This is a genomic window from Mesorhizobium loti (assembly GCF_003148495.1).
In the GTDB taxonomy this organism is placed as follows: Bacteria; Pseudomonadota; Alphaproteobacteria; order Rhizobiales; family Rhizobiaceae; genus Mesorhizobium; species Mesorhizobium loti.
This window is the reverse complement of sequence record NZ_QGGH01000005.1, coordinates 83,137-99,962: the sequence shown is the minus strand read 5'-3', so window position 1 is coordinate 99,962 and position 16,826 is coordinate 83,137. Positions and strand designations below refer to the sequence as shown.

22 protein-coding genes are annotated in these 16,826 nt (G+C 62.2%); 14 read left to right on the top strand and 8 right to left on the bottom strand.

The genetic code is table 11. The features are described from left to right. Positions 1-4 precede the first annotated feature (4 nt). From C8D77_RS20225 to hslV, 4 genes are read right to left on the bottom strand one after another with little or no spacing between them, the layout of a single operon-like run. Positions 5-604, bottom strand: coding sequence for a DUF2585 domain-containing protein (locus tag C8D77_RS20225; protein WP_109667004.1), 600 nt, complete (start codon positions 602-604; stop codon positions 5-7). A gap of 49 nt (positions 605-653) precedes the next feature. Beyond that, positions 654-1,814, bottom strand: coding sequence for a hypothetical protein (locus C8D77_RS20220; RefSeq protein ID WP_109667002.1), 1,161 nt, complete (start codon positions 1,812-1,814; stop codon positions 654-656). Further along, positions 1,811-2,326 carry a GNAT family N-acetyltransferase gene (locus C8D77_RS20215; protein ID WP_109667000.1) on the bottom strand — a complete coding sequence of 172 codons (516 nt, stop codon included), beginning with the start codon at positions 2,324-2,326 and terminating at the stop codon, positions 1,811-1,813. The genes C8D77_RS20220 and C8D77_RS20215 overlap by 4 nt, the downstream gene beginning before the upstream one ends. Next, on the bottom strand, positions 2,316-2,867 hold the full coding sequence (gene hslV / locus C8D77_RS20210; RefSeq protein WP_109666998.1) for an ATP-dependent protease subunit HslV: 552 nt from the start codon (positions 2,865-2,867) through the stop codon (positions 2,316-2,318). The genes C8D77_RS20215 and hslV overlap by 11 nt, the downstream gene beginning before the upstream one ends. A 243-nt stretch (positions 2,868-3,110) precedes the next feature. Here hslV and hisB point away from each other — a divergent pair, with 243 nt between their 5' ends. The 9 genes from hisB (at position 3,111) to coaA (ending at position 8,977) form a co-directional block, all read left to right on the top strand. Next, positions 3,111-3,710, top strand: coding sequence for an imidazoleglycerol-phosphate dehydratase HisB (gene hisB, locus C8D77_RS20205; protein ID WP_109666996.1), 600 nt, complete (start codon positions 3,111-3,113; stop codon positions 3,708-3,710). A gap of 3 nt (positions 3,711-3,713) precedes the next feature. Continuing rightward, positions 3,714-4,190: a DUF2628 domain-containing protein gene (locus C8D77_RS20200; protein ID WP_109666994.1), complete on the top strand. Its 477-nt coding sequence runs from the start codon at positions 3,714-3,716 to the stop codon at positions 4,188-4,190. Between the two features lies 1 nt (position 4,191). Then, positions 4,192-4,842 (top strand): imidazole glycerol phosphate synthase subunit HisH, encoded by a 651-nt coding sequence (gene hisH / locus C8D77_RS20195; RefSeq protein WP_109666992.1) that lies wholly within the window; start codon positions 4,192-4,194, stop codon positions 4,840-4,842. 87 nt (positions 4,843-4,929) lie between these two features. Continuing rightward, entirely contained in the window at positions 4,930-5,220 is a 291-nt protein-coding gene (locus tag C8D77_RS20190; protein WP_109666990.1) for a DUF1330 domain-containing protein, read from the top strand. Positions 5,221-5,224: 4 nt separating this feature from the next. Then, entirely contained in the window at positions 5,225-5,974 is a 750-nt protein-coding gene (gene hisA / locus C8D77_RS20185; RefSeq protein WP_109666987.1) for a 1-(5-phosphoribosyl)-5-[(5-phosphoribosylamino)methylideneamino]imidazole-4-carboxamide isomerase, read from the top strand. After that, positions 5,971-6,807: an arginase family protein gene (locus C8D77_RS20180; protein ID WP_109666985.1), complete on the top strand. Its 837-nt coding sequence runs from the start codon at positions 5,971-5,973 to the stop codon at positions 6,805-6,807. The genes hisA and C8D77_RS20180 overlap by 4 nt, the downstream gene beginning before the upstream one ends. After that, a complete protein-coding gene (gene hisF / locus C8D77_RS20175; protein ID WP_164757838.1) occupies positions 6,804-7,598 on the top strand; it encodes an imidazole glycerol phosphate synthase subunit HisF in 795 nt (264 codons plus the stop codon). The genes C8D77_RS20180 and hisF overlap by 4 nt, the downstream gene beginning before the upstream one ends. A gap of 72 nt (positions 7,599-7,670) precedes the next feature. Continuing rightward, positions 7,671-7,994: a phosphoribosyl-ATP diphosphatase gene (locus C8D77_RS20170; protein ID WP_109667712.1), complete on the top strand. Its 324-nt coding sequence runs from the start codon at positions 7,671-7,673 to the stop codon at positions 7,992-7,994. Positions 7,995-8,017: 23 nt separating this feature from the next. Continuing rightward, the gene (gene coaA / locus C8D77_RS20165) at positions 8,018-8,977 is read left to right on the top strand and encodes a type I pantothenate kinase (RefSeq protein ID WP_109666980.1); all 960 of its coding nucleotides are present in this window, start codon (positions 8,018-8,020) and stop codon (positions 8,975-8,977) included. Here the strand turns inward: coaA and C8D77_RS20160 are convergent. From C8D77_RS20160 to C8D77_RS20145, 4 genes are all read right to left on the bottom strand, one after another. Further along, positions 8,964-9,593, bottom strand: coding sequence for an alpha-ketoglutarate-dependent dioxygenase AlkB family protein (locus C8D77_RS20160; protein WP_109666978.1), 630 nt, complete (start codon positions 9,591-9,593; stop codon positions 8,964-8,966). The two genes, coaA and C8D77_RS20160, sit on opposite strands and share 14 nt — an antisense overlap. Positions 9,594-9,697: 104 nt before the next feature. After that, positions 9,698-10,171, bottom strand: a complete 474-nt coding sequence (gene lysM, locus C8D77_RS20155) for a peptidoglycan-binding protein LysM (RefSeq protein WP_109666976.1) — start codon at positions 10,169-10,171, stop codon at positions 9,698-9,700. 89 nt (positions 10,172-10,260) lie between these two features. Beyond that, positions 10,261-10,698 (bottom strand): alternative ribosome rescue aminoacyl-tRNA hydrolase ArfB, encoded by a 438-nt coding sequence (arfB, locus tag C8D77_RS20150; protein ID WP_109666974.1) that lies wholly within the window; start codon positions 10,696-10,698, stop codon positions 10,261-10,263. Between the two features lie 85 nt (positions 10,699-10,783). Then, the gene (locus tag C8D77_RS20145) at positions 10,784-12,394 is read right to left on the bottom strand and encodes a phosphoenolpyruvate carboxykinase (RefSeq protein ID WP_109666972.1); all 1,611 of its coding nucleotides are present in this window, start codon (positions 12,392-12,394) and stop codon (positions 10,784-10,786) included. Between the two features lie 343 nt (positions 12,395-12,737). Between C8D77_RS20145 and C8D77_RS20140 the strand changes: the two genes are divergently transcribed. The 5 genes from C8D77_RS20140 to C8D77_RS20115 all read left to right on the top strand — a co-directional run bounded on the left by C8D77_RS20140 (position 12,738) and on the right by C8D77_RS20115 (position 16,726). Further along, a complete protein-coding gene (locus C8D77_RS20140) occupies positions 12,738-13,439 on the top strand; it encodes a response regulator transcription factor (protein ID WP_013528337.1) in 702 nt (233 codons plus the stop codon). Between the two features lie 20 nt (positions 13,440-13,459). Continuing rightward, complete coding sequence (locus C8D77_RS20135) at positions 13,460-15,244, top strand: sensor histidine kinase (RefSeq protein ID WP_109666969.1); 1,785 nt, start codon at positions 13,460-13,462, stop codon at positions 15,242-15,244. A 146-nt stretch (positions 15,245-15,390) separates the two neighbouring features. Then, positions 15,391-15,852 (top strand): HPr kinase/phosphorylase, encoded by a 462-nt coding sequence (locus C8D77_RS20130; protein WP_109666967.1) that lies wholly within the window; start codon positions 15,391-15,393, stop codon positions 15,850-15,852. A gap of 164 nt (positions 15,853-16,016) precedes the next feature. Continuing rightward, on the top strand, positions 16,017-16,418 hold the full coding sequence (locus tag C8D77_RS20120) for a PTS sugar transporter subunit IIA (RefSeq protein WP_056589309.1): 402 nt from the start codon (positions 16,017-16,019) through the stop codon (positions 16,416-16,418). Continuing rightward, positions 16,415-16,726 carry an HPr family phosphocarrier protein gene (locus C8D77_RS20115; RefSeq protein WP_056589312.1) on the top strand — a complete coding sequence of 104 codons (312 nt, stop codon included), beginning with the start codon at positions 16,415-16,417 and terminating at the stop codon, positions 16,724-16,726. Before C8D77_RS20120 ends, C8D77_RS20115 begins: the two co-directional genes overlap by 4 nt. Positions 16,727-16,826 lie beyond the last annotated feature (100 nt).

The window sequence follows — 16,826 nt, the reverse complement described above, 5'->3', positions numbered from 1 at the left end:
ATCACTAAATTCCACTTTGCCACTGCTTGATGGCCTCGAACGGATGCAGCAGCATGATCACGTTGAGTGTCAGATTGTCCCGGATGAGATAGCCGGTACCGAGTTCGAAGATGATAGCGAGGCTGACGATCACCCATATAGGTAGCCTTCGCGCCATCACAAATCCCAGCACCATGGCCAGTGTGTCGGACACCGAATTGATGATGCTGTCGCCGTAATAATCGAGCGAGATGGTGCCGGCGCGATAGCGGTCGATGATGAACGGGCTGTTCTCGAGCAGCTCCCAGCCGCCCTCGATGAGGACGGCGAAGGCCAGCCTCAAGCCGATCGGCGAGCGTGGGAACATGAATCGCGCCAGGGCATAGAACAGGAAGCCGTGGATGATGTGCGAGAACGTGTACCAGTCCGAAATGTGCTGGGAATTCTCCGAACTCTGCACGACGCCATGCCAGAGCTTGACGTAGCCGCAGGTGCAGATCGGTGTCCGGCCCATCAAATAGAGCGTGACGGCCTGGGCAATGATCAGCCCAAGCACGATCAGCAGCCCCATCCGCCAGCTGTCTTCGTAGGCCGAGAGGTCTTTGTCCTCGCCGGATGCGTTCATACCCTGTTGCCTCTCTTCCGCGTCGCCGTCTCGACCATCACAAAGCCCGTCACGCCTTCAGCGGCGGTAGCCGGCGGATCACGGTCGCCGGCAAAGTGGGTTTGACGACAATCCGCCGGATACGCTGCCAGCCAGCCCCGAACAGAATAATCAGCGCGCCGACAACGACCAGGATCAAGGCAAAAGGCGGGATACCCGTCGAATCGGAGGCGGAATTCACCAGATAATAGATGCCCAGCGAGCCGAAGTAAGCCAATGTAGGAACCAGAAGCGAACGGCGGTCTATGGCAAGCGCGACATAGAGGAAGCCAAGGATCAGAATCGTCAGCATGATGGTTGCATTGGCATCCGGCGCGATATGTCCGAATACGACGTTCTGGCCGGTTGCCATGATAAAGAGTGGATGCACCAGCATGGGCGCCGAGACGACATGCAGCCAGAAAGCGCAATCGGACCAGATCTTGCGTCGATCCCTATCGTAAATGTCAAAAGCTACACCCGTTGCGAACACGATCAGGCCGCAGATCAGCGGCATGTAGAGTGCGGCGCGGAGCAATTCGGGCACATCCTCAAGGCGCGGCGGCGCAATCGCGCCCGTTGTCACACTGTCATACAGGATTATCGCCGTTTGCAGGAAGGCAAGCAGTGTGAAGGCAATGGCGATAGCCCCGGCAATGATCGGGACGCGAAAGCGCCAGAAATAGATCGCCGCCGCAATTATTCCTCCGCCCAGGAACAGATATCCGGCCCGGGATGCCGTCTGGCGCAACGCCAATAGCTGCCAGATAGTCTCCGGCTTGCGAATGCCGAAGCTGGCCTCCACTTGTAGCGCCAGAGCGACCAGAATGGCGGCCATGAAAATCAGGGCAAGCACGGACGACGATAATTTCATCCGGTGCTGACGTGTGACAATTTCGGCGAGCCCCCAGGTGAAAACCGCGAGGATGCCGGCGATCCAGAATGTCTGGCCTGGAAGCAAGGTGGTGAGGACAAAGAAGAAGCCGGCGCTGAGCAGAACGGTTCCCACAGTGACGAACAGATCGTTGCCGCCGCCGACCAGCCGCAGGTTTTCCTCGTCACCCTCGTCATCGGCGCGCCTGGCCTCGGGGGCGAGAGCGACCGCGCGTTCCATGACCTCCAGCTGATCCCGCGTGGTTTGCGAGATCAGACCTGCTGCAACTGCCTTATCGAGCGTTTCAGCGCTGATCAACTGGGCTCCTGCGGTGCTTCGCACGCCATCATCAGGGCTGGCCCGTATTCCGTTGTTCTGGTGTCAAAGGCGGCAAAGCCGGCCTTTTCATAGGCGCGAATGGCGCGTCCGTTGTCTGGATGCGGGTCGATGATGACGCGCGGCACGCCTTCCTCGAACAGTTGTTCGACGAACTGCCGCACGATTGCCGAGCCATGGCCGAGGCCGACCAGCTCCGGCCGGCCGATCGACAGGTCGATGCCCAGCGTGCCGAACGGCTGGTCGGCATAGGGGTGGTCGTCTTCCAGATGCGGATCGTAGCTTTGCAGATAGGCTATCGGCTTGCCGTCGAGCTCGACGATCAGCGGCTCGACGGAAATGCTATCGATGTGGTCGCGAATCTCAACGATTTCCGTCTCCGGATCGTCCCACCACTCGGCAACATGCGGCTCGGCAAGCCAGCCGGCGATCATCGGCAGGTCTTTTTCCGTCACCGGCCGAAAATCATAGGTCACCACCTCTTCAGCCGGCATCGAGCGTTTCGATAACGAAATTGTTGTTTGTGTAGACGCAGATGTCGGACGCGATCTGCATCGCCTTGCGGGCGATCTCCTCGGCATCCTTGTCGCTGTCCATCAGCGCGCGTGCCGCGGCCAGCGCGTAATTGCCGCCCGAACCGATGGCCATGACGCCAAATTCGGGTTCGAGCACGTCGCCGGTGCCGGTCAGCGCCAGCGAGACCGACTTGTCGGCAACCAGCATCATCGCTTCCAGCCGGCGCAGATAGCGGTCGGTGCGCCAGTCCTTGGCGAGCTCGACGCAGGCGCGCGTCAGCTGGTCGGGATATTGTTCGAGCTTGGCTTCGAGCCGCTCCAGAAGCGTGAAGGCGTCGGCGGTGGCGCCGGCGAAACCGGCAATCACATTGCCGCCCTTGCCGATGCGGCGCACCTTTTTGGCGTTGCCCTTCATGATGGTCTGGCCAAGGCTGACCTGGCCGTCGCCGGCGATCACCACCTTGTTGCCCTTGCGCACCGTCACGATGGTCGTGGCGTGCATGGTCAGTTCATTAGACATTTCCTGGCTCCGAGCAGCGCTATCCCGAAAAGGCGATTGGCGCGGTACGAGTAACTTTGATCGGCCATATGTATGCATGGGGCCGATGATTGCAAATCGCCTCTCTGGCAAGGCCGATACCGCTGTCAGAGGCAACTGGCAATCGCCGGACCATGCTGCTAGAAGGCTTTCGTTTTCAAGCCTGCAAGCGCCTGAAGCCTCTGAGCCGGTCACGATGTGAACCTCTGGGACAAGGATAGAGTGATGCCGCCCCGTTCCGCCGAAGCAAGCCGCAAGACCAAGGAAACCGACATCTCCGTGTCGGTCCATGTCGACGGCTCCGGCAAGTCGGATATCGCCACCGGCGTCGGCTTCTTCGACCATATGCTGGACCAGCTGTCGCGCCACTCCCTGATCGACATGACGGTCAAGGCGAAGGGCGACCTGCATATCGACGACCACCACACCGTCGAGGACACCGGCATCGCGCTCGGCCAGGCATTGACCAAGGCGCTCGGCGAGCGGCGCGGCATCATGCGCTATGCCTCGATCGACCTTGCCATGGACGAGACGCTGACGCGTGCGGCGATCGACGTATCCGGCCGTCCGTTCCTGGTCTGGAATGTTTCCTTCTCGTCGCCGAAAATCGGCACGTTCGACACCGAACTGGTGCGCGAGTTCTTCCAGGCGCTGGCGCAGAATGCCGGCATCACGCTGCATGTCACCAACCACTATGGCGCCAACAACCACCACATCGCCGAGACCTGCTTCAAGGCGGTGGCGCGTGCGCTGCGCGCGGCTCTCGAACGCGATCCGCGCCAGCCGGACGCGGTTCCTTCCACCAAGGGATCGTTGAAGGGGTAGGCCATGGCCAGCTATGTCGTGATGGAACCGCCCGGCCGCAGCGAGAAGGTCGATGCGACGGCCCTTGTCCGCGATGGCTTCGCCTGGCTCGGTTTTCTGGTGCCGCCACTCTGGTTCGCCTGGCATCGGCTGTGGCTCGAAGCAGCACTTGCCTTCGTCATCATGGGCCTGCTTTCTATGCTGGGCCAAAAGCTCGGCCTTGGACTAGCCGGCTCGCTGCTGTCGCTGCTGGTTTCGCTCTATGTCGGCCTGGAAGGCCAGGGGCTGCGCATCGCAGCACTTCGCCGGCGCGGCTGGCACGAATGGGGCGTGGTACAGGCCGGCAGGCTTGACGATGCCGATATTCGCTATGCGCTGGAGTCGGAAACGCTTGCCGATGAGGTCGCGCCGATGCCGCGCATGGTTCCCGATGCTGCCCTTGCGCGCCCTGCGCAGCCGGGCATGGCGCTGGGGCTGACCCACATCCCGGGAAGAAGCTGACATGCGGGTTGCGATCATCGACTACGGCTCGGGCAATCTGCGCTCGGCCACCAAGGCTTTCGAGCGTGCCGCGCGTGAAGCCGGCATATCGGCTGAGATCGACCTGACATCGGATGCCGAACGGGTCCGCACGGCTGACCGTATCGTCCTGCCCGGCGTCGGCGCCTATGCCGACTGCGCGGCCGGCTTGCATGCCGTCGATGGCATGTGGGAAGCGGTCGAAGAGGTGGCCATCTCCAAGGGCCGGCCCTTCCTCGGCATCTGCGTCGGCATGCAGCTGATGTCTGAGCGCGGCCTGGAAAAGACAATTACCAACGGCTTCGGCTGGATATCAGGCGACGTCAAGGAGATCACGCCAGCCGATCCGGCGCTGAAGATCCCGCAGATCGGCTGGAACACGATCGAGCTTAAGCGCCAGCATCCGCTGTTTGCCGGCATTCCAACCGGAACCACAGGGCTGCACGCCTATTTCGTCCATTCCTACCATCTCGATGCGCGCAAGGCGGACGAAGTCCTGGCGGTCGCCGACTATGGCGGTCCGGTGACGGCCACCGTCGCCCGTGACAATCTCGTCGGCACGCAGTTTCATCCGGAAAAGAGCCAGGCGCTCGGCCTTGCCCTGATCACCAATTTCCTGCGCTGGAGGCCGTAGAGCATGATCCCGAAAAGTGGCCCCCGGTTTTCTCGGACAAACGGTTCCCGTTTGTCCCGAGATCATGCTCAAGCAAAGGGATAAACCATGAGCAAGAAGGGCTACTGGATGGCGATGGTCGATGTCCGCGATCCAGAGGTTTACAAGCGGTACATCGAGGCGAATGCCATCGCCTTTGCCAAATACGGTGCGAAATTCCCCGTGCGCGCCGGGCGCTATGAGAATCCCGAAGGACCAACCGGGAATCGTCACGTCCTGGTGGAGTTCGAATCCTACGACAAGGCGGTCGAATGCTATCATTCGCCGGAATATCAGCATGCCTCGAAATTCCGGCTTGCCGCCTCATCAGGCCATTTCGTCATCGTTGAAGGCGCCTGAACGGATGATCCTTTTCCCCGCCATCGACCTCAAGGACGGCCAATGCGTGCGCCTCAAGCACGGCGACATGGCCACCGCCACCATCTACAATGACGACCCGGCAGCCCAGGCCAAAGCCTTCGAGCAACAGGGCTTCGAATGGCTGCATGTCGTCGACCTCAACGGCGCCTTCCAGGGCCAGAGCGTCAACAGTGCAGCGGTCGGCGCCATCCTCAAGGCGACGAAGAACCCGGTGCAGCTCGGCGGCGGCATCCGCACGCTGGCGCAGATCGAGGACTGGCTCGATCGCGGGCTGGCCCGCGTCATCCTCGGCACGGTGGCGGTGCGCGATCCCGATCTGGTCAAGCAGGCCTGCAAGGCCTTCCCGGGCAAGGTGGCCGTCGGCATCGACGCCAAGGGCGGCAAGGTGGCCGTGGAGGGTTGGGCCGAGGCGTCGAGCCTCGGCGTCATCGAACTGGCGAAGAAATTCGAGGGCGCCGGCGTCGCCGCCATCATCTACACCGACATCGACCGCGACGGCGTGCTAACCGGCATCAACTGGGACGCCACCATCGACCTTGCCGATGCCGTCTCGATCCCGGTCATCGCGTCTGGCGGCCTCGCCTCGATCGCCGACATCGTGCGTATGACCATGCCCGACGCGCAAAAGCTCGAAGGCGCGATTTCCGGCCGCGCGCTCTATGACGGCCGCATCGATCCGGCGGAGGCTCTGGCGATCCTGCAAGGCAGGGCGACGGCGGAGACGCGACCGTGAAAATCTCCATCATCCTGGCCTCCTATGACAGCGGCCACTATCATGGCGGCATGGGCCAGGGTCCGGACGCGCTGATATCAGGCGGTCTCGTCGACGCCCTGACCATGGCCGGCCATGACGTTACGGTGGAAGACATCGGCAGGGTCGGAGACATCCAGGAGCGCGAGATCGCCACCGGCTTTGCCGTCTGCAACGCGGTTGCAGCCGAGGTTCGCCTTGCTCGTGACGCCGGCCGGTTTCCCATCGTCCTTGCCGGAAATTGCCTGACCAGTGCCGGTGCTGTCGCCGGCGAAGCCGCCGATGCGATCATCTGGGCCGACCAACATGGCGACCTCAACACGCCCGAGACATCCGTCTATGGCTTTCTCGATGGCATGGCGCTGGCGACTGTGCTCGGCCTGTGCTGGCGGCCGATGGCGGCGGCAATTCCCGGCTTCAAGCCGATCGATCCGTCGCGCTGTGTGCTCGTCAACGCGCGTGATCTCGATCCGGCGGAAAAACGGCTTCTCGAGACATTGCCGATCGTCCGGACGGAATGTCCAGGAGTGGCCCAGGCGACCGAAAGACTGAAGACCGCCGGTGCCAAACGCGTGCACATGCATCTCGATCTAGACGTGCACGATCCCCGGGAGTTGCAGGCCAACCGCTACGTCACATCAGGCGGGCCGAGCCCGGAACAGTTGCGCGACGCGGCTTGCGCTATGGCGCTTGCGGTGCCGGTCGTCGGCATCACCGTCTCCGCCTACGACCCGGCTTTCGACGGGCAGTCCGATGTTCCGCCGCTGGTCGGCCAGTTGCTGAACGATCTTATCGCCACGATAGAGGGCCGCTGATGCTCAAAGCCCGTGTCATCCCCTGCCTCGACGTCAAGAACGGCCGTGTCGTCAAGGGCGTCAATTTCGTCGATCTCATCGACGCCGGCGACCCGGTCGAGGCGGCCAAGGCCTATGACGCGGCCGGCGCCGACGAGCTCTGCTTCCTCGACATCACCGCGTCGTCCGACAATCGCGAGACCATCTTCGACGTCATCGCCCGCACCGCCGAACAATGCTTCATGCCGCTGACCGTCGGCGGCGGCGTGCGTCAGGTCGCCGACATCAGGAAGCTGCTGCTGGCCGGCGCCGACAAGGTGTCGATCAACACGGCGGCGGTGAAGAACCCGGATTTCGTCGCCGAGGCCGCCGACAAGTTCGGCAACCAGTGCATCGTCGTCGCCATCGACGCCAAGAAAGTGTCTGGAGCCAGCGAGGCCGATCGCTGGGAGATCTTCACCCATGGCGGGCGCGAGAAGACCGGCATCGATGCGGTCGAGTTTGCGCGCCAAATGGTCGATCGCGGCGCCGGCGAGATCCTGCTGACGTCGATGGATCGTGACGGCACCAAGGCCGGCTACGACATCGCGCTGACCCGCGCGATTGCGGATGCGGTGCGCGCGCCGGTGATCGCTTCCGGCGGTGTAGGCACGCTCGATCACATGGTCGAAGGCATTCGCGATGGTCACGCCGGAGCGGTGCTGGCCGCCTCCATCTTCCATTTCGGCACCTACACGATAGCGCAGGCCAAGGCGCATATGGCCGCCGCGGGGCTGCCGATGCGGCTGGACTCCCTCGGTAATCGGTCTTAAAGCATGGTCCCGAAAAGTGGGAACCGGTTTTCGGAAAAAGATCATGCTTAAACAAGCAGATAGATGACGGCCATGGCTGAGTTTTCGCTGTCAGATCTGGAAAAAATCGTTGGGGAACGCGCCCATTCCGGTGATCCGGATTCCTGGACGGCAAAACTGTTCGCGCGCGGCATCGACAAGGCGGCGCAGAAGCTTGGCGAAGAGGCGGTCGAGACGGTGATTGCCGCCGTCAAGGGCGACAAACCGGCCCTCGTTTCGGAAAGTGCCGATCTTATATATCATTGGCTCGTCGTTCTCGGCCTCTCCGGGGTTCCGCTGAGCGACGTGCTTAGGGAACTCGAAGGCCGCACCGGGCGTTCGGGCATCGCCGAGAAGGCTTCACGGCCCAAGGGCTGACCGCGAGGAGGGCAGGTATCTCGATGGATCAGCTCGCGCCAACCGAGAAATATTCCCCCTTTCGTTTCTTCTCCGCCGATCAATGGTCGCAATTCCGTGCCGACACGCCGCTGACGCTGAGCGCGGATGAATTCCGCCGTCTGCGCTCGCTCAACGACCCTGTCGACCTCGAAGAGGTCAAGCGCATCTATCTGTCGCTGTCGCGGCTTTTGTCCGCGCATGTCGAAGCGAGCCAGCTGCTTTTCAGGCAACGCCAGGCCTTCTTCAACGCGGTGGACATCGTCAAGACGCCTTTCATCATCGGCATCGCCGGTTCCGTCGCGGTCGGCAAATCGACCACGGCGCGTGTGTTGAAGGAACTTTTGGCGCGCTGGCCCTCGAGCCCCAAGGTCGACCTCATCACCACCGACGGGTTCCTGCTGCCCAACGAGGTGCTGCGCCGCGAGAACCTGATGGAACGCAAGGGTTTTCCCGATAGCTACGATGTCGGCGCGCTGCTGCGCTTCCTCTCGGGCATCAAGTCGGCGCTGCCCAATGTCCGCGCGCCGGTCTATTCGCACCTGACCTATGACGTCATTCCCGGCGAGTTCGTCACCATCGACCGGCCCGACATCCTGATCTTCGAAGGCATCAATGTCCTGCAGCCCGGCAAGCTGCCGCAGGACGGCAAGATCGTGCCCTTCCTGTCGGACTTCTTCGACTTCGCCATCTACATCGATGCCGACGAGAAGCTGATCCACCAGTGGTACATTTCCCGCTTCATGCGGCTGCGCGAGACGGCCTTCCGCAATCCGGACTCCTTCTTTCACCGCTATTCGCAGCTCTCGGAGGATTCAGCCCGCGCCATCGCCGAAGGCCTGTGGACCAACATCAACCTGAAGAATCTGCGCGAGAACATCCTGCCGACGCGAGCCCGCGCCGACCTCATCCTGCGCAAGGGTGCCGATCACCTGATCGAGGAAGTGGCGCTCAGGAAGCTGTGACGGCCGGCTTCGTCACCCGCCGCAGCGTCAGATTGATCCGCCCGCCATTTTTCAGCAGCGCCGAGGTCGACGGGTAGATTCGATCGACGCCGTGGAAGCACAGGCGGCCCTCGCCGCCGAGCACCACGACGTCGCCGCTTTTCAGCCGGAACGACTTTGTGCCGCCCTCACGCGTCGTCTGACCGACCCTGAACAGGCAATCGTCGCCCAATGAGACGGAGACGACCGGCGCCGAAAAATCGGCCTCGTCGCGGTCCTGATGCAGGCCCATTTTTGCGTCCGGCGTGTAGAAATTGATGAGGCACGCTTCCGGCGGGTGCGGATAGCCCGAGACCTGCCGCCATAGCTCAAGCAGCGCCTCCGGGATTGGCGGCCATGGCGCTCCGGTCACCGGGTGCGTCGGCTGGTAGCGATAGCCATGCTCCTTGTCTGTGACCCAGCCGAGCGGGCCGCAATTGGTCATGCGCACACTCATCTCCTTGCCCGTGCGCGGCATGGCCGGCACGAACAGCGGCGCCTGCTGCACAATGCTTCTCACGTCCTCGACCAGCGCTTCCTGCACGCTGCGTGACAGGTAGGCCGGCATGTGGCGGACGCCTTTGGGCAGGACGAGCACGGGTTAGGTCACCTCCTGGATGGTTCGGAACCGTAAAATGTCACGATCAAAAGAAAACGGCGACCCGAAAGCCGCCGCTCATGCCTAATTGGCAATCGCCTTGATCAGGCGATATCTGGAATGCGCAGCACCTGGCCTGGATAGATCTTGTCGGGATGGGTCAGCATCGGCTTGTTGGCCTCGAAGATGATCGTGTTCTTCGCACCCTTGCCCTTGCCGTAGCTCTTCTCGGCGATCTTCCAGAGGTTGTCGCCCTTCTGGACGGTGTAGAAGGTTGGCTCCTTGGCCGGGGCAGCTGCCGTGCCGGCCTCTGGTGCGACCTGCAACTCGTCCGCCTGCACCTTGGAGACGCCGAGCGTGTTGCCGACGGCGATGACCGCTTTTTCGAAGATCGACTGATCCTTGACCACACCCTTCAGCACCGCTGTGTCGCCTTTGACGACGACCTCGACACCATCGGTGCCGAGCTTGTGCGAATCAAGTTCCTTCTTGAGCGTGTCGGCAGTGGGTGCGGCTTCTTCGTCGCTACCGATGCCCAGTTTCTTGCCGACGCTCTTGACGAAATCGAACATGCCCATCTTTGGTCTCCCTTGCTGTGGCAATGGTGGAACCTTGCATCTGCGGTTCAAAATGGGAAGCCGTTTTGTGCACGCGATTGGTGTGGTGCTTAATCGTTCTCCACCCGGCCGCGCAGTTTCTTGATCGTGCCGCGTCCGGCCTTGCTCTTCAGCCGTCGCTCCACGGCGCCTTTCGACGGCCGCGTCTTCTTGCGCGGCGGCGGCGGCGGTTCGGCGGCCTTGGCGACCAGTGCCGTAAGCCGTGCCCGAGCGTCCGCCCGGTTCTGTTCCTGGGTGCGGAAGCGGCCCGCTTCGATGACGATGACACCGTCCTTGGTGGCACGCTGGCCGGCAAGCTTGATCGTCCGCTCGCGCACGCGCTCCGACAGGCCCGTTGCGTTGGCCGCGTCGAAGCGCAGCTGCACCGCCGTCGCCACCTTGTTGACATTCTGGCCGCCGGGACCCGACGAGCGGATGAAGTCCTCGTGCAGGTCGCCCGGGTAGATCACCGCATCGCCTGATATGATGATGTTGTCGTCGCTCGCCATGCCGCAGTCATGGCGCGGCGGATCAAAAAAGAAAAGGCCCGATCGAAGCCGGGCCTTTCAACGATAGCTGAGCTCGATGGCGCGATTACTCCGCCGCTTCCTGCATGCGCGGCGCCGCACCCAGCACCACGGCGTCGACATGGCTTTCGAATTTCTCGAAGTTGACGGCGAACATGCCGACTAGTCTTGCCGCCTGCCGATCATAACCGGCCTTGTCGGCCCAGGTCGATCGCGGGTCGAGGATGGCGCTGTCGACGCCCGGGACAGCCACCGGCACCTCGAAACCGAAATGGGCATCGGTGCGGAACTCGGCCGTCTTCAGCGAGCCGTCGAGTGCGGCGGTAAGCAACGCTCGCGTCGCCTTGATCGGCATGCGCTTGCCGGTGCCGTAGGCGCCGCCGGTCCAGCCGGTGTTGACCAGCCAGCAATCGGCATCGTGGCGGGCAATCAGTTCGCGCAGCAGATTGCCGTATTCCGATGGATGGCGCGGCATGAACGGCGCGCCGAAACAGGTCGAAAACGTCGCTTCGGGTTCGGTTACGCCCTTTTCGGTTCCGGCCACCTTGGCGGTGTAGCCGGACAGGAAATGATACATCGCCTGCGCGGGGGTGAGCCGCGCGATCGGCGGCATCACGCCGAACGCATCGGCGGTCAGCATGATGATGTTCTTCGGATGACTGGCGCGCCCGGTCTTGCTGGCGTTGGGGATGAAGTCCAGCGGGTAGGCGCAGCGCGTGTTTTCAGTCAGCCGCCCATCGTTGAAATCCGGCACGCCATCAGCGTCGAGCACGACATTTTCCAGAACGGTGCCGAAGCGTTGAGTGGTGGCAAAGATTTCCGGCTCGGCTTCCGCCGACAGCTTGATCGTCTTGGCGTAGCAGCCGCCTTCGAAATTGAAGATGCCGTGCGGCCCCCAGCCATGCTCGTCATCGCCGATCAGCGTGCGCGAGGGATCGGCAGAGAGCGTCGTCTTGCCGGTGCCCGACAGGCCGAAGAAGATGGCGGCGTCGCCGGCCGCACCCTCATTGGCCGAGCAATGCATCGGCATCACGCCTTTCACCGGCAACAGATAGTTGAGCATGGTGAACACCGACTTCTTCATCTCGCCGGCATAGGAGGTGCCGCCGATCAGCACGATCTTGCGCGAAAGATCCACGGCGATCACCGTTTCGGTGCGGCTGCCGTGGCGCGCGGGATCGGCGCGGAAGGACGGCAGGTCGATGATCGTCATGTCAGGCACGAAATGCTCGAGTTCGGCAGCATCCGGTCGGATGAGCAGATTGCGGATGAACAGCGAGTGCCAGGCAAATTCGGTGATCACCCTGGTTGGCAGCTTCAGCTCCGCATCGGCGCCGCCGATCAGATCCTGGACGTAAAGATCCTTGTCTGAGGCATGCGCCTGGAAATCGGCAAGCAGCGTCTCGAACTGGGCCGGCGAGATCGCCTTGTTGTTGTCCCACCAGACATGCGGTTCGGTGGCGCCGTCACGGACGACGAACTTGTCCTTGGGCGAGCGGCCGGTGTGCTGGCCGGTCTCGGCGACCAGCGCGCCATGTGCCGTCAATCGGGCTTCGCCGCGCCGGATCGATTCCTCATAAAGAGCAGCCGCACCGAAATTATAACGCACCACGCCGGTGGTTTTCAGGCCGATATGATCGATCGCGCAGGCAGAATTGCGTTTGCCGACTTCCGACATGGGTGTCCCTTCTTGGATTTGCCGCATCTTTGCCGGTACGTTTCCGGCATGCCCGCACCGCAGGCTGAGATGGTCAGAACCAGAAAAGCCAAATGATATCAAATCATTAATCGATTTAAATATTTTGAAAGTTGTTTAAATCGTTTATATGTGCAAAAAGTTTCGCGGTTGCCCAAAGGATTGGCGATGTTCGTTCGTCCAATCCATATCGAGGTAGGATTGTGGCCGCCGGCATGCCGCGCGTGACAGCGGACAAGGCCTATGCCACATTTTGTACCTAATTTGTCCTGCAAAAGCCCCTTCTCTACGAAAGAAGGGACAGCTCATGAGGGAGCCGCTTGAAATGGCAACAATCGCGCTTGTCGATGACGACCGCAACATTCTGACATCGGTGTCGATCGCCCTCGAATCCGAGGGGTATCGCGTCGAGACCTACACGGATGGTGCGTCAGCGCTGGAAGGACTGGCGGCCCGCCCGCCGAATCTTGCCATCCTCGACATCAAGATGCCGCGCATGGACGGCATGGAACTGCTGCGCCGGATGCGCCAGAAGTCCGACCTTCCGGTGATCTTCCTGACCTCCAAGGATGACGAGATCGACGAATTGTTCGGCCTCAAGATGGGCGCGGACGACTTCATCCGCAAACCGTTCTCGCAGCGTCTGCTGGTCGAGCGGGTGCGCGCCGTGCTGCGCCGGGCCAGTGCCCGCGAGGCTGCCGCCAAGACACCCAGCCAGCAGGCCCGCTCGCTCGAGCGCGGCCAGCTCGTCATGGACCAGGAGCGCCACACCTGCACCTGGAAGGGCGAGCCGGTGACGCTGACCGTCACCGAATTCCTGATCCTGCATTCGCTGGCGCAGCGTCCCGGTGTCGTAAAAAGCCGTGATGCGCTGATGGATTCGGCTTATGATGAACAGGTCTATGTCGACGACCGCACCATCGACAGTCACATCAAGCGGCTGCGCAAGAAGTTCAAGGCTGTCGACGACGACTTCGAGATGATCGAAACCCTTTACGGAGTCGGATACCGGTTCCGCGAAGCGTAAGTAGCAGGGACTGCTATTCGATGGCAGTGGAAGCACAGCGAACAAGACCGGCGGGCGCCTCGAGGCGGCCGTCGCGTATCATGCCGTCCTTCGTGTCGAAGATCACGGTGCCGATGCGCCGCTTCCTCGGCCATCATATCTTTTCCAGCCTGACGCGGCGTATCCTCTTCCTCAACCTTGCCGGCCTTGCCGTCCTGGTGACCGGCATCCTCTATCTCAACACCTTCCGCGACGGGCTGATCGACGCCCGCGTCGAAAGCCTGATGACCCAGGGCGAGATCATCGCCGGTGCTATCGCCGCCTCGGCGACGGTCGAGACGGATTCGATCAGCATCGACCCGGAAAAGCTGCTCGAGCTGCAGGCCGGCGAAAGCCTGGGACCGGGCTCCGACCAACTCGACAATCTCGACTTCCCGATCAACCCGGAGCGCGTCGCGCCGGTGCTGAGAAGGCTGATCTCGCCGACCCGCACGCGTGCTCGCATCTATGACCGCGACGCCAACCTGCTGCTCGATTCACGCCATCTCTATTCGCGCGGCCAGATCCTGCGCTACGACCTGCCGCCGGTCGACGAGGAAGAGCCCGATCTGGTCGAGCGCATCCAGAAATTCGTCTTCGACTTTTTCCGCAACACTGAGCTGCCGGTCTATCACGAGCAGCCGGGCGGCAATGGCGCCGCTTTCCCGGAAGTGGTCAAGGCGCTCACCGGCAGCCCGTCGACCATCGTGCGCATCTCGGAACAGGGCGAGCAGATTGTTTCCGTGGCGGTGCCGATCCAGCGCTTCCGCGCCGTTCTCGGCGTGCTGATGCTGTCGACCGAAGGCGGCGACATCGACAAGATCGTCGCCGCCGAACGCAAGGCCATCCTGCGCGTCTTCGGCATCGCGGCGCTGGTCACCGCCATCCTGTCGATGCTGCTGGCCTCCACCATCGCCAACCCACTGCGCCGGCTGTCAGCGGCCGCAGTGCGCGTGCGGCGCGGCGTCAAGAGCCGTGAGGAAATCCCCGACTTTTCCGACCGTCAGGACGAGATCGGCAATCTGTCGATCGCCATACGTGACATGACCAACGCGCTTTACGCCCGCATCGAGGCGATCGAAAGCTTTGCGGCTGACGTGTCGCATGAATTGAAGAACCCGCTGACATCGCTGCGCAGCGCGGTGGAGACCTTGCCGCTGGCCAAGAACGACGATTCGCGCGGCCGGCTGATGGACATCATCCAGCACGATGTCAGGCGGCTGGATCGGCTCATTACCGATATTTCCGACGCCTCACGCTTGGACGCCGAACTGGCGCGCGAGGATGCCGGGACGGTCGATTTGAAGAAATTCATCACCGATCTGGTCGCCGTTTCGCGTGAGGCAACGCGCAACAAGAAGGCGGTCGAAATCGAGTTCAAGGTCGCCAAACTGCCGCAGGGCGTCAAAGGCTATGTCGTCGTCGGGCATGATCTGCGCATCGGCCAGGTCATCACCAACCTGATCGAGAACGCCCGTTCCTTCGTTCCCGAGGACCATGGCCACATCACCCTGTCGCTGGCGCGCGCCGGCAAGTTCAACATCGTCACCATCGACGACAATGGTCCCGGCATCCGCGCCGACAACATTGACCGCATCTTCGAACGCTTCTACACCGACCGGCCGGCCGGCGAGGCGTTCGGGCAGAATTCGGGCCTTGGCCTGTCGATATCCAGGCAGATCGTCGAGGCCCATGGCGGCACGTTGACCGCCGAGAACATCCCCGGCACCAAACCCGGCGAGATCAAGGGCGCACGGTTTGTCGTGACATTGCCGGCCGAAGCATGATTCCGAGAAGTGGGAACCGGTTCTCGGACAAGATCATGCTCCATCCAACAGGCATGATTCCGAGAAGTGGAAACCGATTTTCTCGGACGAACGGTTCCGTTCGTCCAGAGATCATGCTTCATCCAAAAACATGATCGGGCAAGATCGTGCATGATCCAGTTGCGCAGCCTGAAAACATTCACGGAACCGCGATCCTGATCGGCGAGCGTGGCGTCCTTATCACCGGGCCGTCCGGCGCCGGCAAGACGACGCTGGCGCTGACACTCCTGGACCATTGCCGCGCGCGCGGGCTATTCTCGCGGCTGATCGGCGACGACAGGCTGCTTGCCTCGGCCCGCTCCGGCCGACTGGTCTGTCGCGTGCCGGCGACCATCGCCGGTCTCGCCGAGGTGCCTGGATTCATGCCGCGCCCGCTGCCGTTCGAGCCGGGCGGAGTGATCGACCTGCATGTGAGGCTGGTGCCAAAGGCAGAGATGGCCCGTTTCCAGGAGGAAATCAGCGAGCCGGTCGCGGGCTGCCCAGTGCCGCGTATCGACCTTGCCGAGCGTAACGCCGCCACGGCCTTGCCCGCCGTGATGGCGCGGCTGTCGATCGCGCCTTTTCTATGATCCGCCCCGACTTTTTTGCTGCAATGCGTCAAAATGGCATGGGCCTGCGCAATTTTGGGCTTGTCAACGGGCCGCGCGTCGACAAGATAGCGCTCCCGCCGCCTGGAATGGCTGGCGAGCATAAAATGCGCCTGTGAAGCGGCGATGACGGGAGCCACCAAAGAATGATCGGACTCGTGCTTGTAACGCACGGTCAACTGGCCGCCGAGTTTCGACATGCCGTGGAACACGTCGTCGGGCCACAAGACAATTTCGAAACCGTGGCGATTGGCGCCGACGACGATATGGAGCAGCGTCGCCGCGACATCGTCGACGCGGTTGCCCGTGTCGACACCGGGACGGGCGTCATCGTGCTGACCGACATGTTCGGCGGCACGCCGTCCAATCTTGCCATTTCGGTGATGGAATCCGGCCGCACCGAAGTGATCGCCGGCATGAACCTGCCGATGCTGATCAAGCTCTCCTCGATCCGCAAGGGCGACAATATGGCGGCGGCCCTCGACGAGGCCCAGGCCGCGGGGCGCAAATACATCAACGTCGCCAGCCAGCTCCTGAGCAGCAAATGAACGCGCTGTCCCCGGAAAAAGACCACATCGCCAAGGATCCGATCACTAGGGACTTTCCCATCATCAACCAGCGCGGCCTGCACGCGCGCGCCTCGGCGAAGTTCGTCCAGCTGGCCAGCGGCTTCGACGCCTCGGTGCATGTCGAGAAGGACGGCGTCAAGGTCGGCGGCACCTCGATCATGGGCCTGATGATGCTGGCGGCAAGCCCCGGCTACTCGATCCGCGTCACCGCCAGCGGGCCGGAGGCCCGGCAGGTCATCGACGCGCTGGAACAGTTGGTGGCATCCCGCTTCGGCGAGGAAAGCTGAACCCGTACACCGCGAATGCATGTCCGAGAGACATGCAGGGATAAAGATTTCTTTATATCCCATTGTCGTCTTCGCCTTGATCTGCTAGTCAGGCCGCCTA